This is a genomic window from Pseudomonas danubii, assembly GCF_042980055.1.
Lineage (GTDB): Bacteria > Pseudomonadota > Gammaproteobacteria > Pseudomonadales > Pseudomonadaceae > Aquipseudomonas > Aquipseudomonas danubii.
In genome coordinates this window covers 2,088,255-2,115,239 of record NZ_CP116502.1, presented here as the reverse complement: position 1 = coordinate 2,115,239, position 26,985 = coordinate 2,088,255, and the positions used below count along the sequence as shown (strand labels likewise).

Genomic DNA, 26,985 nt, shown 5'->3' with positions numbered 1-26,985 from the left:
GCCACGGCGGGGCACTTCAGCCATCGAACAAGGAGCATGATCCATGGCGTTTTTTTCCCGTCGCAAGGAGCCCATGTCCGCCAGCGACCTGAGCCACATCACCCGTGGCATGCACCAGGCCGCCGCTGCGACCCACAACCTGATCGCCCAGCAATACATCAAGTTGTTCGACCAGTTCTTCGACTACAACGTCAACGACCTGGGTACGCCGATGAAGGCCAAGATGGTCGAGGTGGCCCTCAACGAACAGCACATCATCAACGTCCCGTTGATTGCCCTGGTCTCGCCCAAGGGCCTGGCCCTGCACAAGATGACCGTCGACCTGTCGGTGCGCATGCAGGGCACCGAACTGCAGAAGGCCAGCCACGACCTGGAGAATGGCGAGCTGCAGAGCGAGAAGTTTTTCGTCACCTTCGGCAGCGGCAAGCGCGAAGGCCAGGAGCGCGATCCGGACGAAGTGCAGATCTGCATGGAGTTTCGCGACTGCGAGCCGCCGGAGGCGATCCAGCGCCTGATCGAGGAGTTCACCAATCTGATCAGTCCACAACGGATCAATGAAGGTCCTGCGCCCGGCGCGCTGGCTCCCGCGGCAACCCCTCCCGCCGATCCGGACCTGCTGGCCCCCTGAGCCTGATCGCCGGCCGCGACGGCCGGCCCCGGGGGCCGTCAGGGCTTGAGGTTTACCGAACGCCAGTCACTGGCCTCGATCATCCCGAGCATCTTCGGCGCCCCGTTGAGGGTATCGGTAGACACGAACAGCGAGGCGCCGTAACCCAGGGTCGGGGTCGACAGTTTCAGTTCCTGCTCCAGTTGGTCCATGCATTCACTGTGGGTCACCAGCACCAGATTGCGGCCAGCGACCTTATGCGCCAGCACGTCGCGCAGCAGGCCGTTCTTGCAGTTGTACAGCCAGTCATCGCCACTGCTGACCTTGCTGAACATATAGCCGGCCGTCTGCGCGGTACGGGTCAGGGGGCTGTTATAGAGGTCGGTGCGTTCCAGGCCCAACTGCTCGAACTGCGCGCCAATGCTCACCGCCACCTCCCGCGCTCGATCGGTAATGCCATCGGCGGGCCCGAGACAGGTGGCACTGGAGCGATCGCAGCGCTCCACGTGGCGCACCAGGACAATCATGTCGCCCTTGGCCCAACTGCGGGTCAAGGCCCTGATCCCGGCCACGTTGCCGTGGGCCAGGTCCGGCACCGCCGCTGGCTTGAGCAGGTACAGACTCAAGGGGAGCAGCAGCAACACGCCCAGCAGCGCCAGTGCGTTCTTGTAACGGACCAGGGAACGCCTAAAGGGCGGACGCTTGGCCACCGCCAGCACGAGTCTTGTAGCCACAGTCCTGCCGCCCTTTGAGGGTGATCCGGGTTTTTGAGCAGCGCGTAGCGAGGCTACAGAACCCGGATGACAATTGAGCGCTGCCGGGCACGCTGGCAGCAACCGGACCGACTCTAGGGCGCACACCGTGGGGGAGCGGTGAAATCAATGTGAAAAAAAGCTCAACGCACGGGCGGTTCATCCCGCAAAATAACCGTCCATCGCCGAAAACATTGTCTTGGGACAATGCGGACGAAATCGTTTCAGCTATGGCACATCCCGCCGATACACCCCCTACAAAACACCTTGCTGGTCACCAACAACAACAATCTTCCAGCCAACTCAAGATCAAGAAGAGCTATGTTCCTGGAGGAATTCAATGAGTAGTTGGTTTGCCAACATCAGCGTCAACCTTAAGCTGGGCCTGGGTTTCGGCCTGGTCCTGGCCCTCACCGGCATCCTGGCACTGACCGGCTGGACCAGTCTGGGCAACCTGATCGACCGCAGTAACTGGATGAGCGACATCACCCAGCTCAACAGCGGCCTGACCAAACTGCGGGTCACCCGTCTGCAGTACATGCTGGCCAACGGCGACGAAACCGCCGCCCAGGGCGTGCAGAAGACCCTGGATGATTTCAGCGCCCAGCAGAAAAAACTCCTGGCCACGTTCCAGAGCCCGGAAAACATCAAGCTCCTGCAAGGCCTGGGCGCGACCATCAGCGCTTATCAGGACTCGCTGAACAAGATGCGCAATGCCTACCGCACCGGCGACGCTGCGCGCCTGGCGATGAACCAGAACGCCGAACGCGCCAATGACCTGATCAATGGCATCAACACCTGGGTCAAGCAACTGCCCCTGAGCGACGAGCGCTTTACGCAGTTCCAGGCCATCACCCAGGCCAAGGAAGCCTTCCAACTGGCGCGCTATGAAGTGCGCGGCTATGTCACCACCAACAACCCGGACACCGAACAGAAAGCCGTCACCCAGCTCAACGCGGCCATTGCCGAAATGGATCAGCTCAAGAGCCATTTCAGCAGCACCCAGCGTGATGCCCTGCAACAGCTGGAAACCGCACTGAGCGGCTACCGCAGCTCGCTGCAGGCCTTCAAGGTCGCCTTCACCGACGCCGTACAGGCGCGCAAGGAAATGACCGAGCAAGGCGCCGACATCGTCAGCCGCAGCGACGCCCTGTACCAGATCCAGCTGGAGCGCCGCGATATCGAAAGCGCCCAGGCCCGCAGCCTGCAATTGATCAGCACCCTGCTGGCCCTGCTGGTGGGCGTACTGGCTGCCGTGATCATCACCCGACAGATCACCCGTCCGCTGCGGGAAACCCTGGCCGTGGTCGAGCGCATCGCTTCGGGCGATCTCACCGAAAACCTGCGGGTGACCCGTCGCGATGAACTGGGCGTGCTGCAACAAGGCATCGTGCGCATGGGCGTGACCCTGCGCGAACTGATCGGTGGCATCCGCGACGGCGTGACCCAGATCGCCAGCGCCGCCGAAGAACTGTCCGCCGTGACCGAAGAAACCAGCGCCGGGGTCAACAGCCAGAAAGTCGAAACCGACCAGGTGGCCACCGCCATGCACGAGATGACCGCCACCGTGCAGGAAGTCGCGCGCAATGCCGAAGAAGCTTCCCAGGCCGCAGCCGCAGCCGACGGCGAAGCCCGCGAAGGCGACAAAGTGGTGGCCCAGGCCATCGAGCAGATCGAGCGCCTGGCCAGCGAAGTGGTGCGCTCCACCGATGCCATGACCGTGCTGCAACAGGAAAGCGACAAGATCGGCAGCGTCATGGACGTGATCAAGGCCGTGGCCGAGCAGACCAACCTGCTGGCGCTGAACGCCGCCATCGAAGCCGCCCGTGCCGGTGAAGCCGGTCGTGGTTTCGCCGTGGTCGCCGACGAAGTACGGGCCCTGGCCCAGCGCACCCAGAAGTCCACCGAAGAGATCGAAGAACTGGTGGCCGGCCTGCAGAACGGCACCCAGCAAGTGGCCACGGTGATGAACAACAGCCGCAGCCTGACCGACAGCAGCGTCGAGCTGACCCGCAAGGCCGGTGCCTCGCTGGAAAGCATCACCCGCACCGTGTCCAACATCCAATCGATGAACCAGCAGATCGCCGCCGCGGCCGAGCAGCAGAGCGCCGTGGCCGAAGAGATCAGCCGCAGCATCATCAACGTGCGCGACGTGTCCGAACAGACCGCCGCCGCCAGCGACGAAACCGCCGCCTCAAGTGTTGAACTGGCGCGCCTGGGCGGCCAGTTGCAGATGATGGTCAGCCACTTCCGCGTCTGATTCGCCGCGGCCCTTCGGTCCTGTAGCCGCTGCCGCAGGCTGCGACAAGGACCGAAGGGCCTTCCTAGGCCCTCAAGAGCGGCGTCCCCTTCGGGGCCGATCGCAGCCTGCGGCAGCGGCTACAGAGGGTTGTTCGGCACCGTCGAGCAGCGCATCCACCACCGCCCGCGCCATCTCCACCGAATGAATCATCGACCAGATCAGCCCGCGCTCGATGCCGCTGGCACTGGTGATTTCGTCGGCCGTCTCTTCCGCGCACTTGAGCAGCAATGAAACGTGCAGCAGCGCCTCTTCGGCATTAAAGCCTTCACGTACCGCGAACAGCGGGCGGCCCTCGCCATCCCGACAACCAAAGCGGGTGCTGCCAGTGGCAGTGAAGTGCTCATGCAAAGGGGGCGAAAGCGCGGTGTTTTGCAGCGCCTGTAGCAAGGTCTTGTTGGGTTCTTCCAGCGCAGTGATCAACTCACGGCTGGGTTGCAGAACGGGTGGATCGGGAACGATTTTCTTCACGGCAAAACTCCTGGAGAAGTTGAACCGCCACGCATCGCTACCAAACGATCAAGGTGGCGGCCATACGCAGGTTGGTAGACCGGGACTCCAGGAAACCCAGCGCACACGAGGTGCCCTGCGCACAGCCGCCATAACACGTCGACAGATCAAGGCCTGTCGAAAGTCAGCGGCGCTTGTGCCTGAAGTGATGCGGGCTACCAAACCCGATCGCTGAAATGCAGCGACGGCCGAAGACTAGCCCTGGACATTCGATAGGCACAAGCCATGCAAACAGTTGAAATGTAACGGGTGGATTCTCGCGGAAATGCCCTACAAATCAAAGCGAAAATCCGCCATCAGAGGCAAACTTTATCGCATCCCTGTAGCCGCTGCCGCAGGCTGCGACAAGGCCCGCAGGGCCTTCCGAGGCCCTCAAGGGCGGCGTCCCCTTCGGGGCCGGTCGCAGCCTGCGGCAGCGGCTACAAGAAGCGGGGGCGCCAGCCATTTACAGCACTTGGGGTTTGCCCTTACCTTTCCCGGTCTGCGTCCTGCTGTCCGAAGGATCTGTCACCAGGAATATCTCGATGCCCAGCCTCGGTTTTACCTCGGTCCCACCCTTGCTCAAATATCTGCTCTATGCCGAGCAATTGGGTATTGCCACGGCGCCGGCGCTGGCGGCGGCGGGGCTTGAGGCCGCGCAGTTGAACGACACCAGTCTGCGCCTGCCAGTGGAGGTGCATGAGCGATTGCTCGACTACTTCTGCCAGCATTCCGGCGACCCGCTGTTCGGGCTCAATTCGGCGCGCTTCGTCAAACCCAATTCCTGGAATGTGCTGGGCTACATCACCATGAACTGCGCCACCCTGGGCGAGGCCATGGGCCGCATCATGCCGTTCGAAAAGCTGGTGGGGGACATGGGCACCAGCCGGGCCGAGGTGGCGGGCGATCAGGTGCGGTTGATCTGGAGCTGTCGTCATCGGCGCCCGGACATTCGCCGGCATCTGGTGGAAAACGTGCTCGCCTCCTGGCTGCTGTATGCGCGCTGGATCGCCGACTCGCAGCTCTCCCCCACTGCGGTGTGGTTCGAGCACTCGCTGCCGGAGCAGACCGAGGTGGCGCAGTACGAGGCCCTGTTCGGCTGCCCGGTGCTGTTCGGGCAAGCCTGCTCGGCCCTGGTGGCACCGCTGCACTACCTGCAGTTGCCCCTGCGCCAGGCCGATGCGCGGCTGCTCAAGACCCTGGAGGATCACGCCCAGGCGATGATGGCCTCGTTGGCCGATGCGCCCCTGGCGTTGCAGGTGCAGAACGTGTTGCGCCAGTTGCTCAAGGACGGCCTGCCGCGCAAGGAGCAGGTGGCGGAGCAGTTGCAGATGTCCGAACGCACGCTGCAGCGCCAGCTGCAACAGGCCGGCACCTCCTACCAACAGATTCTTGATGACTTGCGCCAGGAGCTGGCCGAGCACTATCTGCGCCACAGCGAGCTGTCGATCCAGGGGATCGCCGATTGCCTGGGCTTTACCGAATCCCGTTCATTTCACCGCAGTTTCAAGAGCCGCACCGGGTTGACCCCGGGACAGTTTCGTCAGACCGCGCTGAACGCCGGCAAGGCCTGAGCCCGCTCAGACGCTGATGGCGTTGGTGAACACCAGCCGATTGCCGAACGGATCGCTGATGGTCATGTCCTGGCTGCCCCAGGGCATGGCCTGGATCTGCGGATGGGAAAAACGGTACTGCTTGGCCAGCAATTGCTGCTGGAAGGTTTCCAGTTCATCAGTCTCGATCCGCAGCGCCGCGCCCGGGGTGCAATCGCCGTGATGCTCGGACAGGTGCAACACGCAATCGCCCCGAGACACCTGCATGTACAGCGGGAAATTGTCCTCGAAGCGGTGCTGCCAATCGAGGTTGAACCCCAGGAAGTCCAGGTAAAACTCCCGGGCCTTGGCTTCATCGAAGATCCGCAGGATGGGGGTGGTTTTGCCAAAGCTCATTGCATGACTCCCTGACTGAAATAGGCCGACTCTACAGGTGGCGATTCCCAGCACTTCGGCGCCGCGCAAGGATTCTTTAATGGCACAGCGCCATCACTGTGATGAAGATCAAAGAATCAGACTACGGATGTGAAGCCCCGGCGCAAATCCCCCTCTCGCGGTAAGAAACGTCCCGAGCGTTGACCGTTGGCCTGGCCCTCGGCGTAGCTGCGCACGCCATTGACCCAGACCCCGTCGATCCCTTGCGCGGCTTGCTGCGGGTGCTTGAAATCGGCCACGTCGCGCACCCGCGCCGGATCGAACAGCACCAGGTCGGCCCAATGCCCCTCGCGGATTTCGCCGCGCTGGTGCAGGCCAAATCGCGCCGCTGAAAGCCCGGTCATCTTGTGCACCGCGGTGTGCAGCGGGAACAGGCCCAGGTCGCGGCTGAAGTGGCCCAATACCCGAGGGAAGGCCCCCCACAACCGTGGATGAGGGAAGGGATCTTCCGGCAGGCCATCGGAGCCGATCATCGACAGCGGATGGGCGAGGATGCGCCGCACGTCGCTTTCATCCATGCCGTAGTACACCGCCCCCGCCGGTTGCAGGCGCTCGGCGGCGACCAGCAGGCTGACGCCCCACTCGTCGGCAATCTCGTTCAGATCACGACCGCCCTGTTCGGGGTGCGGCGTGGACCAGGTGATGGTGATGCGGTACGCATCGGTGACTTGCTTGAGATCCAGGGTCGAGGAGCTGGCGGCGTAGGGATAACAATCGCAGCCCACCGGATGATCCTGGGCCGCCTGTTCCAGGGCCGCCAGCAGTTGCGGGCTGCGTCCCCAGTTGCCGGCCCCGGCGCATTTGAGGTGAGAGACGATCACCGGCGCCCGGGCCGCGCGACCGATCAGGAAGGCTTCGTCCATGGCCTCCAGCACCGGCTCGAACTCGCTGCGCAGGTGGGTGGTGTACACCGCCCCGAACGCCGTCAGTTCCTGGGCCAGTTGCAGCACTTCATCGGTCTCGGCACAGAAGGCGCTGGCATAGGCCAGCCCGCTGGACAGGCCGAGGGCGCCGTCCTCCAGGCTTTCGCGCAGTTGCTCGCGCATGGCCGCGATTTCGCCCGCGCTGGCGGTGCGATGCAGGTCCGAAAGGTGGTTGCTGCGCAGCGCCGTGTGCCCCACCAGGGCCGCGACGTTCACCGCCGGGCGCGCCTCATCCACCGCCGCGCGATAGTCGCGAAAGTGCGGATAGACAAACATCGAGCGCTCGCCCAGCAGGTTCATCGGGTCCGGCGGATCGCCCTTGAGGCTCACCGGCGCGGCGCTGATCCCGCAGTTGCCGACGATCACTGTGGTCACGCCCTGGCTGAGCTTGGGCAGCATCTGCGGCTGGCGGATCACCACGGTGTCGTCGTGGGTGTGCACATCGATGAAACCCGGGGCCAGGACTCGGCCGCCGGCATCGATCTCGTGCTCGGCGGTGGCGGCGCACAGGTCACCGATGCGCTGGATGCGACCGTCGCCGATCGCCAGGTCGGCGGGATAGCCCGGGCGGTCGCTGCCGTCGATGATCAGGGCGTTGCGGATCAGCGTGTCGTAGCGCATGTCAGTCTCCCAGGGGCAGGCAGTCGTCGCCGCCCCGGTAATGGTCCAGGGCCAGCTTGATTCGCCGCAGGCGTTCCTGGCTGTCATCGGGCAGGGCCAGGGCCAGCTCGGTAGCCAGTACATCAATGGCCAGCAGCATGCCGTAGCGGGCCGCGGTGGGTTTGTAGATGAACGAGGTTTCGGCGCTGTGCAGAGGCAGCACCACGTCCGCCAGTTGGGCCAGGGGTGACTCGGGCAGGGTAATGGCGAGGATGCCGGCACCGTAGTTGCGGGCCAGGGCCACCGCGTCCAGCAATTCGGGGGTGATGCCGGTCAGGGAACAGGCGATCACCGCGTGTTGCGGCCCCAGGGCGGCGGCGGTCACCCGCATCATCACCGGGTCGTGGCAGGCGGCGATGGGGTAGCCCAGGCGCACCAGGCGCACCTGCAGTTCATCGCTGCACAGCGTCGAGCAGCCGCCCATGCCGAAGGCGTGGATCATCCGTGCGCGCCCCAGCAAGCGCACCGCATCGGCAAACTGCGTTTCCTCGAAACCGGCCAGGTGCTGATGCAGCGCAGACTCGATATCGCCCAGGATCTGCCGGTAGAAACCGGACTGCTCGGGCGCCCCGGCCGGGTCGAGAAAGCGGCTGCCGACACCGCTGGCCTGGGCCAGCTGCAAGCGCAGTTGGCGCAGGTCGCGGCAACCGACGCTGCGGGCAAAGCGCGACAGGGTGGCGGCGCTGACTTCGGCGCGCTGGGCCAGTTCGTCGAGGCTGGCGGAGGCGGCAAAGCCCACGTCGTCGAGCAGCAAGCGGGCGATCCGCCCTTCCCCGGCGCTGAAGTCATCCAGGCGCGAACGGATCTGATAAAGAATGTCCATCTACAACAGCTCCGCGAGTCCCAGGGTCAGGCCGAAGGCGATCAGCGAAATCAGCGTCTCCAGCACGGTCCAGGTCTTGAAGGTTTGAATGACGGTCATATTGAAGTATTCCTTCACCAGCCAGAAGCCACCGTCGTTGACGTGGGACAGAATCACCGAACCGGCCCCGGTGGCAATCACCAGCAGTTCCGGGTGGGGATACCCCAGGCCGACGGCTACCGGCGCCACCACCCCGGAAGCGGTGGTCAGGGCCACGGTGGCAGAACCGGTGGCGACCCGCATCAACACCGCAAACAGCCAGCCCATCCACAGCGGCGACAGCTGGAATTCATGGGCCAGGCCGACGATCTGCTCGGTGACCCCGGAGTCGATGAGAATCCGGTTGAGGCCACCACCGGCCCCCACCAGCAAGGTGATGCTGGCGGTGGGCGCCAGGCACTCGTTGGTGAACTTGAGGATCGATTCACGGTTGATGCCCTGGGCCAGCCCCAGGGTCCAGAAACTCACCAGGGTGGCCACCAACAGGGCGATCACCGAGTTGCCGATAAACAGCAGGAACTGATTGAGCCCGGTGCCGGGCTCCGCCAGCAGGTTGGCCCAGCCGCCGATCAGCATCAGCACCACCGGCAACAGGATGGTGAACATGGTCAGGCCAAAGCTGGGCAGGCGCGCCCGGGGTTCGCGGGCAATGAACTGACGCTCCAGGGGGTTCTCGGCCGGCAGATGGATGTGCGGCACGATAAACCGGGCATACACCGGACCGGCGATGATCGCCGTGGGCACGCCGATCAGGATCGCGTACAGCAGGGTCTGCCCCACCGACGCCTGATAGGCCTGCACCGCCAGCATCGCCCCCGGGTGCGGCGGCACCAGAGCGTGGACCACCGACAGCCCGGCGACCATGGGCAGCCCCACCATCAGCAGCGACACCCCCACCCGCCGTGCCACGGTAAAGGCAATGGGGATGAGCAGTACAAAACCCACTTCGAAAAACAGCGGCAACCCCACCAGAAAGGCGATACAGACCATGGCCCAATGGGCGTTGCGCTCGCCGAAGCGGTCGATCAAGGTCCGCGCCACTTGTTCGGCGCCGCCGGATTCGGCCATCAGCTTGCCGAGCATGGTGCCCAGGGCCACCACCAGGGCGATATGGCCCAGGGTCTTGCCGACCCCGGCTTCATAGGCACCCACCACACCGGACGGCGGCATGCCGGCCATCAGCGCCAGGCCGACGGACACCAGGGTGATGACGATAAAGGGATTGAGTCGGTAGCGGGCGATCAACACGATCAACGCAATGATGGCGACTGCGGCGTAGCCCAGCAGCCAATAACCCGTTGCGGGAGCCATGGTGTTCTCCTTGAAAACAGCGTCACTTTCGAATGGTTGTGAAACTCTTTAATCACTTAAGGAGTTTTGTTTCAAACCAAGTGAAACTAATTTTCGTAAAGAGGCAGGCCTTGTCGCGAACAGCTATGCAAAAGCGCGAGTGATGAAAATCGGTAGTGGCTATTTTCATCCCCGCGCATTGAAAACCGGGCGAGCACTGCCACTCGCCCCCGGGCTTCAGTCGTGTTGCACCCGGGCTCGTTTCAGCAGCTTCTTGCAACGCTCCGACAGGTGCAGCACCCGCAGTTGCTTGCCGGCCTTGGCATAGCGCTCGCGCAAGGTTTTCAGGGCGGCGATGGCCGAGTAGTCGACAAAGCTCAGGTGGCGACAGTCGACGGTCACGTGCTGCGGGTCACCCGCCGGGTCGAACTGATTGAGAAACGGCGTGGTGGAAGCAAAGAACAACGTGCCGTGCAACTGATAGCGCTTGCTGCCGTCGGCCTCCAGGTGAGCGTCGGCGTACAGCTCCCGGGCCTGCTGCCAGGCGAAGTTCAGCGCCGCGATCACAATGCCGCAGAACACCGCTATGGCCAGGTCGGTGAACACCGTGATCACGCTCACGGCGAGGATCACCAGCACATCGTTCATCGGCACCTTGTTGATCACCCGCAACGAGGCCCAGGCAAAGGTCTGCTGCGACACCACGAACATCACCCCTACCAGGGCCGCCAGGGGAATGCGCTCGATCAGCGGCGACAGGAACAGCACGAACAGCAGGATCAGCCCCCCGGCCACCACCCCGGACAAGCGCCCGCGACCACCGGAGCTGAGGTTGATCACGGTCTGGCCGATCATCGCGCAGCCGCCCATGCCGCCGAACAGGCCCGACACCACATTGGCCGCGCCCAGGGCCACGCATTCGCGGTCCGGGTAGCCACGGCTCTCGGTGATTTCGTCGGTGAGGTTCAAGGTCAGCAGGGTTTCCAGCAGGCCGACCATGGCCATCAGCAACGCGTAGGGCACGATGATGCCCAGGGTGTCCAGGTTCCACGGCACCTGGGGCAGCGCCAGGCTCGGCAGGCCGCCGGCGATGTGGGCCATGTCCCCCAGGGTGCGGGTCGGCAGGCCCAGCAGGTACACCAATGCGCCGACGCCAAGGATCGCCACCAGGGCCGGTGGCACCGCCCGAGTCAGGCGTGGCAGCAGGTAGACAATGGCCATGGTCAGCGCCACCAGCCCGGCCATCAGGTACAGCGCCTGGCCGCTGAGCCAGTGTTCACCGCTCTTGAAATGCTCCAGCTGGGCCAGGGCAATGACGATTGCCAGGCCGTTGACGAACCCCAGCATCACCGGGTGCGGCACCATGCGCACCAGCTTGCCCAGGCGCAGCAGGCCAAAGGCGACCATGACCAGCCCGCCCAGCAACACCGTGGCCAGCAGGTACTGCACCCCGTGCTGCACCACCAGGGCGACGATCACCACCGCCATGGAACCGGCAGCGCCGGACACCATGCCCGGCCGACCACCGAACAGCGCGGTCAGGGTGCAGATGAAGAAGGCGCCGTACAGGCCCATCAACGGGTTGAGATGGGCCACCAGGGCGAAGGCGATGCATTCGGGGAGCAAGGCGAAGGAGGTAGTGAGTCCGGCCAGGACATCGGCGCGCAGACGTTTTGCTTTCATGGTTGACCTGATAGGCGGACCGGCGGACGCGGCCCGGGGGAGAGCGGAAAAAGGCGGGCAATGGTACGCAGTTGCGTGGTCGGCGCCTAGACAGGCGAGCGGTCGGAGCCGGCTTACCGACGAAAGCGCCCCGACACCGAGTGCCGGGCTTGAGCGCGCCTTCGCCGGCAAGCCGGCGCTGACAGAGGGTTGTGGTTATTTGACGATCTTGCCGACACCACGACCGCGGGGGTCGGAAGCGGTTTCAAGCTGGGTGCCATTGACCCGGATCGCCTGGATGTCGCCCATCTCCCAACCCTGGTCTTCCAGGGTGTAGCCCATGGTTTTCAGCTCATCGGCGACCTTGCCGGTGAGCGGCGCATAGGCGTCGTAGTAGATCGTGTCCTTGGGCAGCAACTGGTGATGCACGCGCTGCGCGGCCACGGCCTTTTCCAGGGGCAGGTTGTAGTCATAGAGGTTGTTCAGCACCTGGAAGATCGAGGTGAAGATCCGCGAACCACCGGGGGTGCCCAGCACCAGGGTGACCTTGCCATCGCGGGTCACCAGGCTCGGGCTCATGGACGACAGCATGCGCTTGCCCGGGGCGATGGCGTTGGCATCGCCACCCACCACGCCGAAGGCGTTGGCTACGCCGGGCTTGGAACTGAAGTCATCCATCTCATCGTTGAGCAAGAAGCCCGCCCCCTTGACCACCACGCCACTGCCGTAATCCCAGTTCAGGGTGTAGGTGTTGCTCACCGCGTTGCCCTGGGCATCGACGATGGAGAAGTGGGTGGTCTGGTGCGGCTCAAGCCCGGGACGCACTTTCTCGGTGGCCGAGATGGCATTCGGGTTGACCTCGGCGGCGCGTTTTTTCAGATAGGCCGGGTCGGTCAGTTGCTTGACCGGCACGTCGGAGAACGCCGGGTCGCCCAGGTAGTCGGCACGGTCGGCGAACACGCGCTTTTCGATTTCTGCCAGCAAGTGGATGTACTTGGCCGAGTTCAGCTCGACGCCCTTGAAGTCCGCGGCACGTTCTTCCTTGATGCTGATCAACTGCGCCAGGGCCACCCCACCGGAGCTGGGTGGCGGTGCGGTGTACAGGGTGTTGCCACGGAAACTGACCTGCAGCGGCTGGCGCCACTGGACCTTGTAGTCCTGCAGGTCCTGTTTGGTGATCAGGCCTTTGTCGGCCTGCATCTGCGCCACCAGCAAGTCGGCGGTCTTGCCGCTGTAGAACTCCTTGGCGCCCTGGTCGGCGATGCGCTCCAGGGTCGCGGCCAGCTCCGGCTGACGGAAGGTTTCACCGGGTTTCATGCTGCCGAAGTAGTCGCCGAAGTTGGTGCTGCCGTTGAACAGCTTCAACGCATCCTCGCGGTACTGGTACTGCTTGTCCGCCACCTTGAAACCGTTTTTCGCGTAGCCCACGGCCGGCGTGATCAACTCGCTCCACGGCAACTTGCCGAACTTCTGGTGGGCTTCCCACAGCCCCATCACGGTGCCCGGCACCCCGGCGGCGCGCGCGCCCACCAGGCTCAGGTTCTCGATCACCTCGCCCTTTTCATTCAGGTACATGTCCCGGGTCGCGGCCTTGGGCGCGGTTTCCCGGTAGTCGAGGAAGTAGGGTTTGCCGTCGATGAACATCGTCATGAAACCGCCGCCGCCGATGTTACCGGCTTCGGGGTAGGTCACTGCCAGGGCGAAGGCCGTGGCCACCGCGGCGTCCACCGCGTTACCGCCTTTCTTCAGGATCTGCGCCGCGACATCGGCGCCGTACTGGTTGGGCGCAGCCACCGCGCCGCCTTCCAGGGTCACGGCGAACGCCGAACTGCTGGCGGCGATGGCGGCCGTCAGGGCCAGGGTCTTGAACAACAGGATGCGCATAAAGTCCTTCCTTTTCTTGTTTTTGAACGGCAAGAACATAGGCCCGGGATCACGGTTTGAGCAATCGTCAATTGCAGTACGCGCGTACCAACCCACAAACATAAATGACCGTAGGAGCTGGCTTGCCAGCGAAAGCGATTTCAAGACTTGCGCAAAACCTGGGGGCCTCTTCGCCGGCAAGCCGGCTCCTACGGGTGATAGGCGGGGAACGGGGCTTTCAGCCCTGGAACTCGGGGTGGGCGTAATCGGCCAGCTTGCCCTGGATGAAATCCAGGAAGCACTGGATGCGCAGGGCCAGTTGCGAGTTGCGGTAGTACACCGCGTTGATCGGCTGGCGGTAGCCGCTGTTGAACGAGGCCAGCACCGGTTGCAGGCGCCCGGCGCGGATGTCGTCGATGGTCATGAAATGCGACAGGCAGGCAATCCCCTGCCCCTCCAGCGCCAGGTGGCGCAAGGTCTCGCCGCTGGAGGCACTGATGTCCGGCTGGATCTGCCAGCGATCACCGTGCACATGGCGCAACGGCCAGTGGTTGAGGGTTTCGGTCTGGGTGAAGCCGAGCAAGGTGTGTTCGGCCAGTTCGGCCACGCTGTGCGGCGTGCCGTGGCGGGCCAGGTAATCGGGGCTGGCGAGGATATGCAGCGGGCTACAGCCCAGGGAGCGGGCATGCAGGGTCGAGTCCGCCAGCACGCCGATGCGGATGGCGATGTCGGTGCTCTGCTCCAGCAGGTCGATGATCAGGTCGTTGCTGTTGAGTTCCAGCTGGATGTCCGGGTACAGGCGACGGAACTCAGCCACATGGGGAACGATGGCGTGCAGCATGAAGGGCGATGCGGCGTTGATCCGCAAACGCCCGGACGGATTGCGCTGGCGCGAGGACAGGCGCTCTTCGAGTTCGTCCATCTGGTCGAGAATCAGCTTGGCCTGCTCGAAGAAGTAGCGCCCTTCTTCGGTCAGGTCCATGCGTCGAGTGGTGCGGTTGATCAGCGTGGTGTCGAGCTTGGCCTCCAACCGCGACAAGGTGCGGCTGACCGCCGAAGGGGTCTGGGCCAATTGCTCGGCGGCGGCGGAAATCGAACCGCACTCGATGACGCAAACCAAGACTTGCAACTCGTCGGATCGGGCTTTCACAGGAGTCCTTTATCGGCGCTGGTGGGCCCTGGATAAACCGCAGGCCCGCTTCAAGGCGCTCAATAGTAGCCGGATTCAGCCCTGGAGATTGAACACCGCCTTGAGGTGCTCCGCGTAGCGCTGCACGTCGGCTTCGATGTTCGGGCGCTTCATCACGTCGACACAGAGGAAGGTCGGCAAGCCGCGCATGCCGAGGAACTGGTTGGCCTTGTGGAACGGGAAGTACACCGCGTCCACGCCCTTGGCTTCGAAGAAGTCGGTCGGGTCGTCAAAGGCCTGCTGCGGCGCGTTCCAGGTCAGCGACAGCATGTACTGCTTGCCCTGGATCAGGCCGCCGCTGCCGTATTTCTGCGAGGCGTCGGAACGGGTCCGGCCATCGCTGGCGTAGAGGCTGCCGTGGCCTTCGGTGAAGACTTCGTCGATGTACTTCTTGACGATCCACGGCGCGCCCATCCACCAGCCGGGCATCTGGTAGATGATCACGTCGGCCCAGAGAAACTTCGCCACTTCTTCCTGAATGTCGTAGCCCTCGTCGATATGGGTGACCTTGACCTCCAGGCCACCGCGATCCAGCACCGCCAGGGCGGTGTCGTGCAGGGTGGCGTTGTAACGGCCATCGGAGTGGGCGAACTGTTTGGCGCCATTGAGCAGCAGTACTTTTTTCATGATCCGGCCTCATCGGGGACAGCCCATCGCGCATCGGCAGCGACGGGCTGTGAAGGTTGCAAACGATGGCGGCAGGTTAATCAGGCAGGGAGCGGAGAATAAGCCCGGGTTACTCAAAATACATTTGACTAAAACGCACGAATCGATAGCAGATCTTTGCCTTAGGATTTTCAGCACCTTCCCCGTCAATGAGTGTTTTGCGCATGTCCACGCCCCAGGCTTTTATCCTTCACGCCAAGACCCGTCCCGAACGCGCCGACGCCTTCCAGGCGTTCTTCCTGAGCCATGTCGCCGCCAGCCGCGCTGAAGCCGGCTGCATCGAGTACCACATGCTGCGGGACCGGGAAGACCCGAGCCTGTTCATCTTCTACGAGGTCTGGGCTTCCCAGGAGGCGCTGGATAGCCACTCTGGCCTGCCGCATATGCAGCAGTTTCTCGACGCGCGCATGGACTACCTGGAGCGCGACTTCGAGATCCGCGCCATCGACATGCTCAGCCCGGCCGCGGCTGGCCGCTGAGCCAGAGGTCTAGCCGCTGATCAACAGATGCCCGCCCAGCAGCCCCAGGCCGATGAAGAACACCCGCTTGAACAGCAAGGCGCTGATGCGCTGGCGCAACCATTGCCCCAGCCACATGCCCAACAGCGCCGGGGCCAGGGTCAGCAAGGAAGCCCCCAGCTCGGCGCCACCCAGGGCGCCGCGCCACAGCAGGCCGGCGGCCAGGGCCAGGGTCGACACCGTGAACGACAGGCCCAAGGCCTGCACCAACTGATCCCTGTTCAAGCCCAGGGCCTGCAGATAGGGCACCGCCGGGATCACGAACACTCCGGTGGCCGAAGTGATGACCCCGGTGATCAGCCCGCATAGCGGAGCCAGCCAGCGCTCCTGGGTCGGCGACACGCGCAGGGTCGGCAACAGCAGGCCGCTCAGGGCATACAGCAGCAACGCCGCGCCCAACCCCCGCACCACCCAATGCCCGCCCTCGATGCCCAACCACAATGAACCGGCGGCCGTGCCGACGAAGATCGCCAGCAACATCGGCCACAGGCGCTTGAGCAAGGCCGGCAGGTGCCCGCCAAAGGCCAGTTGCCAGAGATTGGTCAGGGTCGCCGGAATGATCAGCAAGGCTGCAGCCTGCGCCGGAGCCATAGCCAGCCCCAACAGCCCCATGGCGATGGTGGGCAGGCCGAGGCCGATCACCCCCTTGACCATGCCGGCCAGTACGAAGGTGCCGATGACTAGCAGAGAAAGGGCCAGTCCGAGGTTTTGATAAAACGCGAGAGAGCTGTTCATGGGCCTATCCTGCGCCCTGCCCGCCGAGCTGAAAATCTGCCATATACTGAGCCAGCCTCTTGCCAGGCAATAGGCACATACCAAAACCTATTGCCCGTACCTCCGTAGGAGCTGGCTTGCCAGGGAAGGCGTACTCAAGCCCGATGCAAAATCCTAAGGCCTCTTCGCCGGCAAGCCGGCTCCTACAAAAACATCTGCACGGCCTCCGTAAGAGACCCCGTTCCCCGAGGAATGCCCCATGCACTTCGACCTGATCGACCTGCGGCTGTACCTGAACATTCTCGACGCCGGCAACATCACCGCCGGGGCCGCTCGCAGCCATCTGTCCCTGGCCGCCGCCAGCGCTCGAATCCGCGCCATGGAAGCCTCCCTGGGCATCGAGTTCCTCGAACGCGGGCGCCGCGGCATTCGCCCGACGCCCGCCGGCAAGGCCCTGGCCCAACATGCCCGGACGCTGTTGCTGTACGCCGAACACCTGCAACAGGACCTCGCCGAATACGCCAAGGGAATCAAGGGCCAGGTGCGCTTGCTGTGCAACACCACCGCCCTCAGCGAGTACCTGCCGGAGCTGCTGGCGGACTTCCTGCACAACCAGCCCCAGGTGGACATCGACCTGCAGGAACTGCCCAGCCAGCGCATCACCCACGCCCTGCGCCAGGGTGCGGCAGACCTGGGTATCGTCTCCGACGCGGTGGACATTCAGGGACTGATGAGCCGGCCTTTCCGTGATGATCCGCTGGTCCTGGTGATGCCCCAGGATCACCCGCTGAGCCTGCAGCCCAACCTCAGCTTCAACGACACCCTGGCCCACGACTACGTTGGCCTGGCCAACCACAGCGCCCTGGCGGTGTATCTGGAGGAACAGGCCCTGCACCTGGGACGACGCATGCAATTGCGCATCCGCGCCGAAGGCTTCGACGCCCTTCTGCGCATGGTGGCCCGTGGGGCTGGGCTGGCGCTGGTGCCCCTGGCGGCCCTGGAGCGCAACCGTCACCTGCCGTTGCAGTCCCGCCCGCTGAGCGAAGCCTGGGCCCGGCGCCGGTTGCTGTTGTGCGCCCGTGACTTCGCAACGCTGCCGCTGTATGCCCAAGGTTTGTGCGCGGCACTGCTGCCGCCTTGACTCTCCCCTTAGGGGCAGACTTTAGCCTTGGGGTTTATCCCTCAAGGACCACGGCAATGAGCAAACGCATCCTGGTGATTCTCGGCCACCCTTCGCGCAACAGCCTGTGCGCGGCATTGAGCGAGCGCTATGTGAAGGCGGCGCAAGAAGCCGGGCATGACGTGCGCCAGCTCAGGCTCGGCGACCTGCGCTTCGATCCGGTGCTGCGCGAAGGCTACCGGCAGATCCAGCCTCTGGAGGAAGACCTGCAACGGGCCCAGGCCGACATCCTCTGGGCCGAGCACCTGACCTGGGTCTTCCCCATCTGGTGGGGTGGGATTCCAGCCCTGATGAAGGGCTTTCTCGACCGTGTGCTGCTGCCGGGCTTCGCCTTCAAGTACCGCCCCGGCAAGGCCTTTCCCGAGCAACTGCTCAAGGGCCGCACCGCCCACCTGATGGTGACCATGGACACCCCGCCCTGGTATTTCCGCTGGTTCTATCGCATGCCCGGCTTGCAGCAGATGCGCCGCACCACCTTGGCCTTCTGCGGCATCAAGCCGTTGCGCACCCTGACCTTTGGCCCGGTGCTGGACGCCAGCGAAGAACGCAAGGCGGATTGGCTGATGCAGGCGCAGTACCTTGCCAGGCAGTGAATCCACCGGATAATGCGCAACGCTGTCCACCGCCCGAAACCGGTACTGAACAAGGAGTTTTCATGTACATCGGCCAAGCCGCGCAACTGTCCGGGACCACCGTCAAGAGCATCCGTCACTACGAAGCCATCGGCCTGTTGCCCGAAGCTCCGCGTCAGGGTCGCTACCGCCTCTATGACGCCCAGAGCGTCGAGCAACTGATGTTCATCAAATGCGCGCAGCAGTTGGGGTTCAAGCTCAAGGAATTACAGCAGGTGTTCGCCACGCACCAGGGCCAGGCCTTTCCCTGGGACCGCGCGCAGGCCGCCCTGGCGCAAAAGAGGCGCGAGCTGCAACAACAGATCGATGACTTGCAGCAGTTGCAGAGCCGGCTCGAAGTCTTCGAGACCAGCCTGCAACAGGCTCGCGAAGAGTGCCCCCTGGGCAGCCTCTAGCGGGTCGTTGAGAAAGGAGCGGAAAGGTGCATTCCGATAGAAAATTCAATTAATCAGTGACGCCAATCAGGCTCAGCGGCTCGCACGAACAAGTACGCTGGCACCGTCCAGACCTCCGGACTCGCTCCACCAGCTCCGCCCTTAGACTTGCGGAGGCAACTTGGGGCACCAAACCAAACTGCGATGTGTTCCTCGGGGACATTGGGGTCCCCCTCAATGCCGACCACGACCGCCAGAAGGCCGTCCAGCTCGACTAAGTCACCACGTTGCCAATTTGTCATGCACAGCACCTTTGAAGGCTTTCGATTTTCAAGTCGGCTCGTTCGCCGCAAGCGCGACACTCACCACAACTCAAGTCGGGGATGACTGCCACCACCCAGCGATTGCGCCCAGGCGGATCGCATTGTAAGCCGCTAAGGCCCAGGAGACCCAGCCTCGCAAGGTGGCGAGACCTCGCCACCCTCCTTAGTCGCTCACTACGCACGCTATACACAACCTGCACCAGCGATGCCCGGAGAATCCGGGAGGCGTGGCCTCAGACCTCGGACAGTCCGGCGACCGTCCTGGGCTTACGGAAGCACAGGTAGTAGACCAGGGTCAGTAACAGCAGGAAGGGCACGCCGAACACCAGGGTCATCTTGAACGCCTCGGTGAAGAAGGTGGTGATCATCACCGCCCCCATCAGCACCAGTCCCAGCAGGGTGCTGTAGGGAAACAGGCGCATGCGGAACGACAGTTGCTGTTCACCATGACGCTGGTGATAACGGCGGAAGCAGTAGTGGGTGAGGAAGATCATGAACCAGGTGAAGATCGCGCCGAACATCGAGATCGCCATCATCAGGACGAATGAGCTCTCCGGGTACAGCACGTTGATCAAGGTGGCCAGGGCAATACCGGAGCTGGACAGCAACAAGGCATTCAGCGGAATCCCGGTCTTGCTCAGGGCGCCCATGGACTTGGGCGCAAAGCCGGCGCGGGACAGGCTGAACATCATCCGCGTGGTGATGTAGAGCTGGCTGTTCATCGCCGACAGGGCCGCGATCAGGATCACGAAGTTCATCACCCCGGTGGCCCCGGGAATGCCGATGGTCTGCATCACCGTGACGAACGGGCTCTGGGCCTTGCCCGCCTGGACCCAGGGCACGATGGCCAGCATCAGGGCCAGGGTCAGCAGGTAGAACACCACCAGGCGCACGATGGTGGCGCGAAACGCCTGCTTCACCGCGCGCTGCGGGTCCTTGGCCTCTCCCGCCGCTACAGCGATCATTTCCACGCTCAGGTAGCTGAAGATCGACACGATCACCGCGATCCACATGCCTTCGAAGCCATTGGGAAAGAAGCCGCCGTGGGCGCTGTAGTTGTGCAGCCCGTAATCCGGGTTGCCGGAGCCGAACACCACGTACACCGCGAGGATGATGAAGCCGACGATGGCGGCGATCTTGATGGTGGAGAACCAGTATTCGAAGTTGCCGAAGGTCTTCACGCTGATGGCGTTGAGCAGGATCAGCACGCTGGAGAAGGATATGATCCACACCCATTCCGGAACGTTGGCGAACCAGTACTTCATGTACATGGCGATGGCCGTGACTTCGGCGCCCACCGCCAGAACGATGGCCGCCCAGTAGGCGTAGCGCACCAGGAAACCGGCCAGCGGGCTGACGTAGAACTCGGCATAAGCGCCGAAGGAACCGGAGGTGGAATGGGCCACGGTCATTTCCGCCAGGCAGCCCATGAGGATCAGGGTGATCAGCGCACCGATGGCGTAGCTCAGCAGCACGCTGGGGCCGGCATAGCCGATGGCATAGGCACTGCCCATGAACAGGCCGGTGCCGATGGCCCCGCCGATGGCGATCATGCTCATCTGGCCGGCGGTCAGCTGGCGCCTGAGGCCGTGCTCGCGATTGGAAATCGCTTCGAAACCCTTGTTGGAGGTGGTCACTTTGAGTGCCTCTTTATTGTTGTGTGCACGTATAAATCGATAGGGCAGCTCGTCCTTGTGCCGCTTGCCCGGGTCGCCGCTGGCTGCGGCAACCCAGGGATAAAACCGTCTCAGGTCACGCTGTGACGCACCTGGAATTGCGCCTGGGCCCAGGTTTTTTCATCGAGGATTTCACCGAGAATCTGCACCGCTTCCCAGACCTCACTGAAGCGGGTGTAGAGCGGGGTGAAGCCGAAACGCATGATCCGTGGCTCGCGATAATCGCCGATCACACCACGGGCAATCAGGGCCTGGATCACCGCGTAGCCTTCGGGGTGTTCGAAGCTCACGTGGCTGCCACGCTTGGCGTGATCGCGTGGGGTCACCAGCTTCAGGTCGTGGCCGGCGCAACGCTGTTCCACCAGTTCGATGAACAGGTCGGTCAGGGCCAGGGACTTGCGCCGCAGGCTCTGCATGTCGGTCTGTTCGAAGACCTCCAGGCCGCACTCGACCATGGCCAGCGAAGTGATCGGCTGGGTGCCGCACAGGTAGCGGGCGATACCGCTGGCGGGCTCGTACTGGGTGGCCATGTCGAACTGCCGGGCATGGCCGAACCAGCCGGACAGTGGCTGGGTCACCAGATTGCACAGGGCAGGAGCAACCCAGGCGAAGGCTTGCGAACCCGGGCCGCCGTTGAGGTATTTGTAGGTGCAGCCGATGGCGTAGTCGGCGCCGCTGCGATTCAGCTCCACCGGCACCGCGCCGGCCGAGTGGGCCAGGTCCCAGAGGCTCAGGGCGCCGGCTTCGTGGATCAGTCCGGTGACGGCCTGCATGTCGTGCATGTAGCCGGTCTTGTAGTTGACGTGGGTGAGCATCACCACCGCCACGTCCTGGTCGATTGCCGCCGGCAGTTGTTCCGGGCTGTCTACCAGGCGCAGGGAATAGCCCTGCTCAAGCATCTGGGTCAGTCCCTCGGCGATGTACAGGTCGGAAGGGAAGTTGCTGCTTTCGGAAACGATCACCCGCCGTTCGGGGGCGCGTTCGGCCTGCACTCGCAAGGCCGCGCTGAGCACCTTGAACAGGTTGATGGTGGTGGTGTCGGTGATCACCACTTCGCCGCTGCCAGCGCCGATCAACGGGGCCAGACGGTCCCCCAGGCGCTGGGACAGGTCACGCCAGCCGGCGCTGTTCCAGCTGCGGATCAGGCCATCGCCCCACTCCTGCTCGATCACTTGCCGGGCCCGTTCCAAGGCGGCCACAGGGCGAGCACCCAGGGAGTTGCCATCGAGGTAGATCACGCCCTCGGGCAAGGCGAACTGTTGGCGCAGCGGCGCCAGTGGGTCCTGTTCATCGAGACGCAGGCAGTGGTTTTTATCGATCATTGGAAGTCCTGTCTTGGTCAAGGTCATGTACGCCTGGCGCGGGCCGGGCACGGGGTCTGGGCGACCCGCAAACCCAGGAAATAATGGACGAAGCCGCAGAGAATTTTCGTGCAAAGTGCAGCGCGTTATCGTACTAATCTCGAATAAAATTCTAATCCTTCAATAAAAAACGCGGATTTATGCCAGCCATGACCCTCGACTCCACCGACCTGCGCATCCTGCACTTCCTGCAACAGGATGGGCGTATCAGCAATCAGGAACTGGCAGAGAAAGTCGCCCTTTCACCCTCCGCCTGCCTGCGCCGCCTGCGCATGCTCGAAGGCGACGGGATCATCAGCGGCTATCGCGCCCAGCTCAACGCCGAGCGCCTGGGGATCGAGTTGGAAGCCATCGTCCATGTGTCCCTGCGCCAGGACGTGGAAGGCTGGCACGAGACCTTTATCAGCAAGGTCCAGCAATGGCCGGAAGTGGTAGCCGCCTACGTGATCACCGGCGCCAGCAACTACGTGCTGCGCATCCGGGCGCGCAACCTCAAGCACTTCTCGGATTTCATCGTCAATCACCTGAACCGCGCGTCCGGGGTTACCGACATCCGCTCGGAAATCGTCCTGCAGAAGATCAAGGAACAGGACGGCCTGCTGGATCTGGTGCTGCGCAAGTAGTCCGTCCTAGAACCCCACCGGGCGCCGCGCCTGGTGGCGCTGGACTGTGGCGCTCGGCGCCTCGTCGAACAGCTTGCGGTACTCCGCGGAAAACCGCCCCAGGTGGGTAAAGCCCCAGGCCAGGGCAATCTCGGAAATATTGCGCGCCGCGCCGTGTTCGAGAATGTCCTGGCGCACGCCATTGAGTCGATGTCGCTTGAGGTAGGCCATGGGCGACAGGGCAAAGTACTTGCGAAAGGCCTCGAACAGCTTGAAGCGTGAAACACCGGCGGCGGCTTCCAGGTCCTCCAGGTGTACCGCCTCTCGGGCATGCTCGTGCAGGTACTGGCGGGCCCGCACCAGATAATGCGGCAGCTTGACCCCGAGCATCGCCTGCAGCTCCGCGGAGTAGTTGTTGGGTTGGGCCAGGATCAGCCCCTTGATCAGGGAGCTCTCGATCTCCCGGGTGAAGGCCAGTTGCTCGTAAAGTTCGTTGCCCTGGGCCAGTTCGCCAATGAAGTGATGCGCCATGCGCCACCAGGCCGCGGCGGCGCCCTGCCGTGCGTCCATGGCAGGCTCGAAGCGCAGCGGCTGCTCGACCGGGCGTTGCAGCAATGCCTCCAGGGCTTCGCTCATGGCCGGCCGGGAAATCACCACCTGCAACTTGCGGCAGTCGCCGGAGATGGCCAGCACCTGGCTTTCGTTGGGGGCAATGATCACCCCCTGGTCAGGGTCCGAACGCAGCAGGCGACCGTCCTTGCTCAGCTCCTGCTCGCCGCACAGGGGCAGGCTCAGGCTGTAGCTGCTGAAGCGCTCGGTGTCTTCGATATCGACGACCACGTCGGTGCCGTATTCGATGATGCCCAGGGTCGTAGCGCGTGACCTGAGGACGTTGGCACTGTGGTGGAAACGAATGCGTTCGGGGTTAGCGGTTTCCAGGCGGTGCGGCCCACAGATACCCGCCATCCAGCTCCTGGCCCCTTCAAGGTCATAGCGATCGATACGAATCTCGCGAAACAGCCCATCAGCCTTGCTATTCATCACGGCGCACCCACGGCAATTATTATTCAGCGCGCTCTGACGGCGCGTCTTGTGTGACAGGGCAAGTTTTGCGCCAGCCGGCAACGCTGCCAACCCAGTGGATAGCAATCGCCCACTAAGTGGATAACCCGCCCCCATCGTCCTCTCTGGCCGGGCCCACAGTAGCCCATCGGCGCCCCGTGGTGCAGCTGTCGATCGCCGATCCGCTCAAAGGTGGGTCGCAGCTGGGTCACAACTACCCAGGCAATTTTATGGATGGCCTTGGCCGACTAAGCGGATAGCCACCGGCGCCCCGCACTCTCTCTAATGACTGCACCCGATTGACCTGAATAAAAAAGGTACCGACTCATGAGTGGTGCAAGAAGCGTCGAGCAGTGGCAAGACTTCATCCACGGCTGCCTGGACTTCCGCCCCGCGGACGGAGTGTTCCGTATCGCCCGGGAGATGTTCACCGAGCCCGAGCTGTTCGATCTGGAGATGGAACTGATCTTCGAGAAAAACTGGATCTACGCCTGTCACGAAAGCGAACTGCCCAACAACCACGACTTCATCACCATGCGCGCCGGGCGCCAGCCGATGATCATCACCCGCGATGGCGAGGGCCGACTCAATGCCCTGATCAACGCCTGCCAACACCGCGGCACCACCCTGACTCGGGTGGGCAAGGGCAACCAGTCGACCTTCACCTGCCCGTTCCACGCCTGGTGCTACAAGAGCGACGGGCGCCTGGTGAAGGTCAAGGCGCCGGGGGAATACGACGAAGGCTTCGACAAGGCCACCCGCGGCCTTAAAAAGGCCCGCATCGACAGCTACAAGGGCTTTGTCTTCATCAGCCTGGACGTGGCCGCCGACAACAGCCTGGAAGACTTCCTGGGCGACGCGCGGATCTTCTTCGACATGATGGTCGCCCAGTCCCCCAACGGTGAGCTGGAAGTACTGCCGGGCAAGTCCGCCTACACCTACGACGGCAACTGGAAGCTGCAGAACGAGAACGGCCTGGACGGTTATCACGTCAGCACCGTGCACTACAACTACGTGGCCACGGTGCAGCACCGTCAGCAGGTCAACGCTGACAACGGCACCGGCAGCAGCGCCACCCTGGACTACAGCAAGCTCGGCGCCGGCGACGCCAGCACCGACGACGGCTGGTTCGCCTTCAACAACGGCCACAGCGTGCTGTTCAGCGAAATGCCCAACCCGGCGGTGCGTTCCGGCTACGCCAGCATCATGCCGCGCCTGGTGGAAGAGCACGGCCAGGCCAAGGCCGAGTGGATGATGCACCGCCTGCGCAACCTGAACATCTACCCCAGCCTGTTCTTCCTCGACCAGATCAGCTCCCAGCTGCGGATCATCCGCCCCATCGCCTGGAACAAGACCGAGATCATCAGCCAGTGCATCGGGGTCAAGGGCGAGAGCGACGCCGACCGGGAAAACCGCATCCGCCAGTTCGAGGATTTCTTCAACGTCTCGGGCATGGGCACGCCGGACGACCTGGTGGAGTTTCGCGAGGCCCAGCGCGGCTTCCAGGGGCGCCTGGAGCGCTGGAGCGATGTCTCGCGCGGCCATCACCGCTGGGCCACCGGCCCCACCGCCAACAGCGAGAACCTGGGCATCCAGCCGGCCATGACCGGTACCGAAATCACCCATGAAGGGCTGTATGTCAACCAGCACCGCAACTGGCAGAAATTCCTCCTCGACGGCCTGCAGCGCCAGTCCCTGAAACTGCGTGAGGTATGAACATGAATGCGCAATTGCAGTACCAGATCGAGCAATTCTTCTATCGCAAGTGCGAACTGTGCGACGCCCAGGACTGGGACGCCTACCTGCAGCTGTTCGCCGTGGACAGCGAGTTCCACCTGCCGCAATGGGACTCGGAACACGTCTACACCCGGGACCCGAAACGCGAGATGTCGCTGATCTACTACGCCAACCGTTCGGGGCTGGAAGACCGGGTGTTCCGCCTGCGCACCGGCAAGGCGGCCTCGACCATTCCCATGCCGCGCACCCTGCACATGGTCAGCAACCTGCGCATCGCCGAGGGCGACAACGGGCTGCTGCAGGTGCGCCTGAACTGGCACACGCTGTTCTATCGCCTGGCCACCTCCGAGGACTTCTACGGTCACGCCACCTACGACCTCAAGCCCCATGGCGACAGCTGGCTGATCCAGCGCAAGCACGTGCTGCTGCTCAACGACACGATCAACTCGGTGCTCGATTTCTACCACCTCTGACTCGACGGACATCTCTTCATGACGCACAAGGTCGCGTTCAGCTTTGCCGACGGCAAGACCCTGTTCTTCCCGGTCAAGGCCAATGAAATATTGCTCGACGCTGCCCTGCGCAACGGCATCAAGATCCCCCTGGACTGCCGCGAAGGCGTCTGCGGCACCTGCCAGGGCCGTTGCGAGTCGGGCCAGTACAGCCAGGACTATGTGGACGAGGAAGCCCTATCGCCCCAGGACCTGGAGCAACGCAAGATGCTCACCTGCCAGACCCGGGTGCAGTCCGATGCGGCGTTCTATTTCGACTTCGATTCCAGCCTGTGCCACAACGCCGATCCGGTGCGACGCACCGGCTCGGTGATCGACGTGCGCCAAGTCTCGGACAGCACCGCCATCCTGCACCTGGACCTGGGTAGCAGCGAGGCACCGCTGGAGTTTCTCCCCGGCCAGTACGCACGCCTGCAAGTTCCCGGCACCGACAGCAGCCGGGCCTACTCCTTCGCCAACCGGCCGGGAGCGGACAACCAGTTGCAGTTCCTGATCCGCCTGCTGCCCGACGGGGTGATGAGCAACTACATCCGCGAGCGTTGCCTGGTGGGCGACAGCATCGAAATGGAGGCGCCGCTGGGGGCTTTCTATCTGCGCCAGATCAGCCGGCCGCTGCTGCTGGTGGCCGGCGGCACCGGGCTGTCGGCGCTGCTGGCGATGCTCGAACAGATCGTCGAGCAGGGCTGCCAGCAACCGGTGCACCTGTACTACGGCGTGCGCCAGAGTGCCGATCTGTGCGAACTGGAGCGTATCCAGGCGCTGGGCGAGCGCCTGCAAGGGTTTCGCTTCACCCCGGTGATCAGCGACGCCGACCCGGATTGGTCGGGCAAGCGCGGCTACATCACCGAGCACTTGGACAGCAGCGAACTGCGCGACCAAGACAGCGACCTGTACGTTTGCGGACCGCCACCGATGGTCGATTCGATTCGAACCTGGCTGCAAGAACAGCAACTTAACCGCGTTCAGCTGTATTACGAGCGGTTTACCGAGAGTAATATCTGATCCCGTCAGCATTGAGCCGCGATCGGTCCCGTTCACCACGGG

24 protein-coding genes and 2 pseudogenes are annotated in these 26,985 nt (G+C 63.5%); 12 read left to right on the top strand and 14 right to left on the bottom strand.

The window, feature by feature from the left end; genetic code table 11:
- Positions 1 to 43 precede the first annotated feature (43 nt).
- The gene (locus PFZ56_RS09780; RefSeq protein ID WP_110595966.1) at positions 44 to 628 is read left to right on the top strand and encodes a DUF2589 domain-containing protein; all 585 of its coding nucleotides are present in this window, start codon (positions 44 to 46) and stop codon (positions 626 to 628) included.
- A 38-nt stretch (positions 629 to 666) separates the two neighbouring features.
- Here PFZ56_RS09780 and PFZ56_RS09775 read toward each other — a convergent pair whose 3' ends face one another.
- Complete coding sequence (locus PFZ56_RS09775; protein ID WP_170001229.1) at positions 667 to 1,341, bottom strand: histidine phosphatase family protein; 675 nt, start codon at positions 1,339 to 1,341, stop codon at positions 667 to 669.
- A 493-nt stretch (positions 1,342 to 1,834) separates the two neighbouring features.
- On the opposite strand from PFZ56_RS09775, the pseudogene PFZ56_RS09770 reads away from it, so the two are divergent.
- Positions 1,835 to 2,713: pseudogene (locus PFZ56_RS09770) on the top strand (methyl-accepting chemotaxis protein); the annotation flags it as partial.
- 42 nt (positions 2,714 to 2,755) lie between these two features.
- The gene (locus PFZ56_RS09765) at positions 2,756 to 3,619 is read left to right on the top strand and encodes a methyl-accepting chemotaxis protein (RefSeq protein WP_372342433.1); all 864 of its coding nucleotides are present in this window, start codon (positions 2,756 to 2,758) and stop codon (positions 3,617 to 3,619) included.
- Between the two features lie 72 nt (positions 3,620 to 3,691).
- Here the strand turns inward: PFZ56_RS09765 and PFZ56_RS09760 are convergent, their stop codons facing one another.
- Complete coding sequence (locus PFZ56_RS09760; RefSeq protein ID WP_170001230.1) at positions 3,692 to 4,129, bottom strand: DUF3077 domain-containing protein; 438 nt, start codon at positions 4,127 to 4,129, stop codon at positions 3,692 to 3,694.
- A 563-nt stretch (positions 4,130 to 4,692) separates the two neighbouring features.
- On the opposite strand from PFZ56_RS09760, the gene PFZ56_RS09755 reads away from it, so the two are divergent.
- Entirely contained in the window at positions 4,693 to 5,721 is a 1,029-nt protein-coding gene (locus PFZ56_RS09755) for an AraC family transcriptional regulator (protein WP_170001231.1), read from the top strand.
- Between the two features lie 6 nt (positions 5,722 to 5,727).
- On the opposite strand, the gene PFZ56_RS09750 is transcribed toward PFZ56_RS09755, so the two are convergent.
- From PFZ56_RS09750 to PFZ56_RS09715, 8 genes are all read right to left on the bottom strand, one after another.
- Positions 5,728 to 6,096: a glyoxalase superfamily protein gene (locus PFZ56_RS09750; protein ID WP_110595960.1), complete on the bottom strand. Its 369-nt coding sequence runs from the start codon at positions 6,094 to 6,096 to the stop codon at positions 5,728 to 5,730.
- Between the two features lie 116 nt (positions 6,097 to 6,212).
- Complete coding sequence (locus tag PFZ56_RS09745; RefSeq protein ID WP_110653095.1) at positions 6,213 to 7,679, bottom strand: amidohydrolase family protein; 1,467 nt, start codon at positions 7,677 to 7,679, stop codon at positions 6,213 to 6,215.
- 1 nt (position 7,680) lies between these two features.
- The gene (locus PFZ56_RS09740; protein ID WP_102861044.1) at positions 7,681 to 8,541 is read right to left on the bottom strand and encodes a MurR/RpiR family transcriptional regulator; all 861 of its coding nucleotides are present in this window, start codon (positions 8,539 to 8,541) and stop codon (positions 7,681 to 7,683) included.
- The gene (locus PFZ56_RS09735) at positions 8,542 to 9,891 is read right to left on the bottom strand and encodes a gluconate:H+ symporter (protein WP_102861043.1); all 1,350 of its coding nucleotides are present in this window, start codon (positions 9,889 to 9,891) and stop codon (positions 8,542 to 8,544) included.
- Positions 9,892 to 10,107: 216 nt separating this feature from the next.
- Positions 10,108 to 11,553 (bottom strand): SulP family inorganic anion transporter, encoded by a 1,446-nt coding sequence (locus PFZ56_RS09730; protein ID WP_170001232.1) that lies wholly within the window; start codon positions 11,551 to 11,553, stop codon positions 10,108 to 10,110.
- Positions 11,554 to 11,748: 195 nt separating this feature from the next.
- Positions 11,749 to 13,416, bottom strand: coding sequence for a gamma-glutamyltransferase (ggt, locus tag PFZ56_RS09725; RefSeq protein WP_110595958.1), 1,668 nt, complete (start codon positions 13,414 to 13,416; stop codon positions 11,749 to 11,751).
- A gap of 217 nt (positions 13,417 to 13,633) precedes the next feature.
- Positions 13,634 to 14,545: a LysR family transcriptional regulator gene (locus PFZ56_RS09720; protein WP_170004350.1), complete on the bottom strand. Its 912-nt coding sequence runs from the start codon at positions 14,543 to 14,545 to the stop codon at positions 13,634 to 13,636.
- A gap of 75 nt (positions 14,546 to 14,620) precedes the next feature.
- Positions 14,621 to 15,211 carry an NAD(P)H-dependent oxidoreductase gene (locus PFZ56_RS09715; protein WP_102861039.1) on the bottom strand — a complete coding sequence of 197 codons (591 nt, stop codon included), beginning with the start codon at positions 15,209 to 15,211 and terminating at the stop codon, positions 14,621 to 14,623.
- 203 nt (positions 15,212 to 15,414) lie between these two features.
- Between PFZ56_RS09715 and PFZ56_RS09710 the strand changes: the two genes are divergently transcribed.
- Complete coding sequence (locus PFZ56_RS09710; RefSeq protein ID WP_102861038.1) at positions 15,415 to 15,729, top strand: putative quinol monooxygenase; 315 nt, start codon at positions 15,415 to 15,417, stop codon at positions 15,727 to 15,729.
- A gap of 9 nt (positions 15,730 to 15,738) precedes the next feature.
- Here the strand turns inward: PFZ56_RS09710 and PFZ56_RS09705 are convergent, their stop codons facing one another.
- The gene (locus PFZ56_RS09705) at positions 15,739 to 16,503 is read right to left on the bottom strand and encodes a sulfite exporter TauE/SafE family protein (RefSeq protein WP_170004352.1); all 765 of its coding nucleotides are present in this window, start codon (positions 16,501 to 16,503) and stop codon (positions 15,739 to 15,741) included.
- A 238-nt stretch (positions 16,504 to 16,741) separates the two neighbouring features.
- Between PFZ56_RS09705 and PFZ56_RS09700 the strand changes: the two genes are divergently transcribed.
- From PFZ56_RS09700 to PFZ56_RS09690, 3 genes are all read left to right on the top strand, one after another.
- On the top strand, positions 16,742 to 17,623 hold the full coding sequence (locus PFZ56_RS09700) for a LysR substrate-binding domain-containing protein (RefSeq protein ID WP_110595955.1): 882 nt from the start codon (positions 16,742 to 16,744) through the stop codon (positions 17,621 to 17,623).
- Between the two features lie 56 nt (positions 17,624 to 17,679).
- Complete coding sequence (locus PFZ56_RS09695; protein WP_102878286.1) at positions 17,680 to 18,255, top strand: NAD(P)H-dependent oxidoreductase; 576 nt, start codon at positions 17,680 to 17,682, stop codon at positions 18,253 to 18,255.
- A gap of 62 nt (positions 18,256 to 18,317) precedes the next feature.
- On the top strand, positions 18,318 to 18,689 hold the full coding sequence (locus PFZ56_RS09690; protein ID WP_102878285.1) for a MerR family transcriptional regulator: 372 nt from the start codon (positions 18,318 to 18,320) through the stop codon (positions 18,687 to 18,689).
- A 525-nt stretch (positions 18,690 to 19,214) separates the two neighbouring features.
- On the opposite strand, the pseudogene PFZ56_RS09685 reads toward PFZ56_RS09690, so the two are convergent.
- Both PFZ56_RS09685 and kynU read right to left on the bottom strand, forming a co-directional pair.
- Positions 19,215 to 20,628, bottom strand: a pseudogene (locus PFZ56_RS09685) (amino acid permease); the annotation flags it as partial.
- Between the two features lie 110 nt (positions 20,629 to 20,738).
- Entirely contained in the window at positions 20,739 to 21,989 is a 1,251-nt protein-coding gene (kynU, locus tag PFZ56_RS09680; protein ID WP_102878282.1) for a kynureninase, read from the bottom strand.
- A gap of 188 nt (positions 21,990 to 22,177) precedes the next feature.
- Here kynU and PFZ56_RS09675 point away from each other — a divergent pair, with 188 nt between their 5' ends.
- Positions 22,178 to 22,651 (top strand): Lrp/AsnC family transcriptional regulator, encoded by a 474-nt coding sequence (locus PFZ56_RS09675; protein WP_102878281.1) that lies wholly within the window; start codon positions 22,178 to 22,180, stop codon positions 22,649 to 22,651.
- 6 nt (positions 22,652 to 22,657) lie between these two features.
- Here the strand turns inward: PFZ56_RS09675 and PFZ56_RS09670 are convergent, their stop codons facing one another.
- A complete protein-coding gene (locus PFZ56_RS09670) occupies positions 22,658 to 23,671 on the bottom strand; it encodes an AraC family transcriptional regulator (protein WP_123393800.1) in 1,014 nt (337 codons plus the stop codon).
- Between the two features lie 348 nt (positions 23,672 to 24,019).
- Here PFZ56_RS09670 and antA point away from each other — a divergent pair, with 348 nt between their 5' ends.
- Genes antA through antC form a run of 3 tightly spaced genes read left to right on the top strand, consistent with a single transcriptional unit; the run spans position 24,020 to position 26,943 of the window.
- Positions 24,020 to 25,408 carry an anthranilate 1,2-dioxygenase large subunit gene (gene antA / locus PFZ56_RS09665; RefSeq protein WP_110595949.1) on the top strand — a complete coding sequence of 463 codons (1,389 nt, stop codon included), beginning with the start codon at positions 24,020 to 24,022 and terminating at the stop codon, positions 25,406 to 25,408.
- A gap of 2 nt (positions 25,409 to 25,410) precedes the next feature.
- On the top strand, positions 25,411 to 25,902 hold the full coding sequence (gene antB / locus PFZ56_RS09660; protein ID WP_047301590.1) for an anthranilate 1,2-dioxygenase small subunit: 492 nt from the start codon (positions 25,411 to 25,413) through the stop codon (positions 25,900 to 25,902).
- 18 nt (positions 25,903 to 25,920) lie between these two features.
- Positions 25,921 to 26,943 (top strand): anthranilate 1,2-dioxygenase electron transfer component AntC, encoded by a 1,023-nt coding sequence (gene antC / locus PFZ56_RS09655; RefSeq protein WP_170004356.1) that lies wholly within the window; start codon positions 25,921 to 25,923, stop codon positions 26,941 to 26,943.
- Positions 26,944 to 26,985: the final 42 nt, after the last annotated feature.

What these genes read in the sequence shown, in the direction of transcription:
- PFZ56_RS09780 (WP_110595966.1), top strand. Translation starts at nt 44, where the DNA reads ATGGCGTTTTTTTCCCGTCGCAAGGAGCCCATGTCCGCCAGCGACCTG.
- PFZ56_RS09765 (WP_372342433.1), top strand. Translation starts at nt 2,756, where the DNA reads ATGGGCGTGACCCTGCGCGAACTGATCGGTGGCATCCGCGACGGCGTG.
- PFZ56_RS09755 (WP_170001231.1), top strand. Translation starts at nt 4,693, where the DNA reads ATGCCCAGCCTCGGTTTTACCTCGGTCCCACCCTTGCTCAAATATCTG.
- PFZ56_RS09750 (WP_110595960.1), bottom strand. Translation starts at nt 6,096, where the DNA reads ATGAGCTTTGGCAAAACCACCCCCATCCTGCGGATCTTCGATGAAGCC.
- PFZ56_RS09745 (WP_110653095.1), bottom strand. Translation starts at nt 7,679, where the DNA reads ATGCGCTACGACACGCTGATCCGCAACGCCCTGATCATCGACGGCAGC.
- PFZ56_RS09740 (WP_102861044.1), bottom strand. Translation starts at nt 8,541, where the DNA reads ATGGACATTCTTTATCAGATCCGTTCGCGCCTGGATGACTTCAGCGCC.
- PFZ56_RS09735 (WP_102861043.1), bottom strand. Translation starts at nt 9,891, where the DNA reads ATGGCTCCCGCAACGGGTTATTGGCTGCTGGGCTACGCCGCAGTCGCC.
- PFZ56_RS09730 (WP_170001232.1), bottom strand. Translation starts at nt 11,553, where the DNA reads ATGAAAGCAAAACGTCTGCGCGCCGATGTCCTGGCCGGACTCACTACC.
- ggt (WP_110595958.1), bottom strand. Translation starts at nt 13,416, where the DNA reads ATGCGCATCCTGTTGTTCAAGACCCTGGCCCTGACGGCCGCCATCGCC.
- PFZ56_RS09715 (WP_102861039.1), bottom strand. Translation starts at nt 15,211, where the DNA reads ATGAAAAAAGTACTGCTGCTCAATGGCGCCAAACAGTTCGCCCACTCC.
- PFZ56_RS09710 (WP_102861038.1), top strand. Translation starts at nt 15,415, where the DNA reads ATGTCCACGCCCCAGGCTTTTATCCTTCACGCCAAGACCCGTCCCGAA.
- PFZ56_RS09705 (WP_170004352.1), bottom strand. Translation starts at nt 16,503, where the DNA reads ATGAACAGCTCTCTCGCGTTTTATCAAAACCTCGGACTGGCCCTTTCT.
- PFZ56_RS09700 (WP_110595955.1), top strand. Translation starts at nt 16,742, where the DNA reads ATGCACTTCGACCTGATCGACCTGCGGCTGTACCTGAACATTCTCGAC.
- PFZ56_RS09695 (WP_102878286.1), top strand. Translation starts at nt 17,680, where the DNA reads ATGAGCAAACGCATCCTGGTGATTCTCGGCCACCCTTCGCGCAACAGC.
- PFZ56_RS09690 (WP_102878285.1), top strand. Translation starts at nt 18,318, where the DNA reads ATGTACATCGGCCAAGCCGCGCAACTGTCCGGGACCACCGTCAAGAGC.
- kynU (WP_102878282.1), bottom strand. Translation starts at nt 21,989, where the DNA reads ATGATCGATAAAAACCACTGCCTGCGTCTCGATGAACAGGACCCACTG.
- PFZ56_RS09675 (WP_102878281.1), top strand. Translation starts at nt 22,178, where the DNA reads ATGACCCTCGACTCCACCGACCTGCGCATCCTGCACTTCCTGCAACAG.
- PFZ56_RS09670 (WP_123393800.1), bottom strand. Translation starts at nt 23,671, where the DNA reads ATGAATAGCAAGGCTGATGGGCTGTTTCGCGAGATTCGTATCGATCGC.
- antA (WP_110595949.1), top strand. Translation starts at nt 24,020, where the DNA reads ATGAGTGGTGCAAGAAGCGTCGAGCAGTGGCAAGACTTCATCCACGGC.
- antB (WP_047301590.1), top strand. Translation starts at nt 25,411, where the DNA reads ATGAATGCGCAATTGCAGTACCAGATCGAGCAATTCTTCTATCGCAAG.
- antC (WP_170004356.1), top strand. Translation starts at nt 25,921, where the DNA reads ATGACGCACAAGGTCGCGTTCAGCTTTGCCGACGGCAAGACCCTGTTC.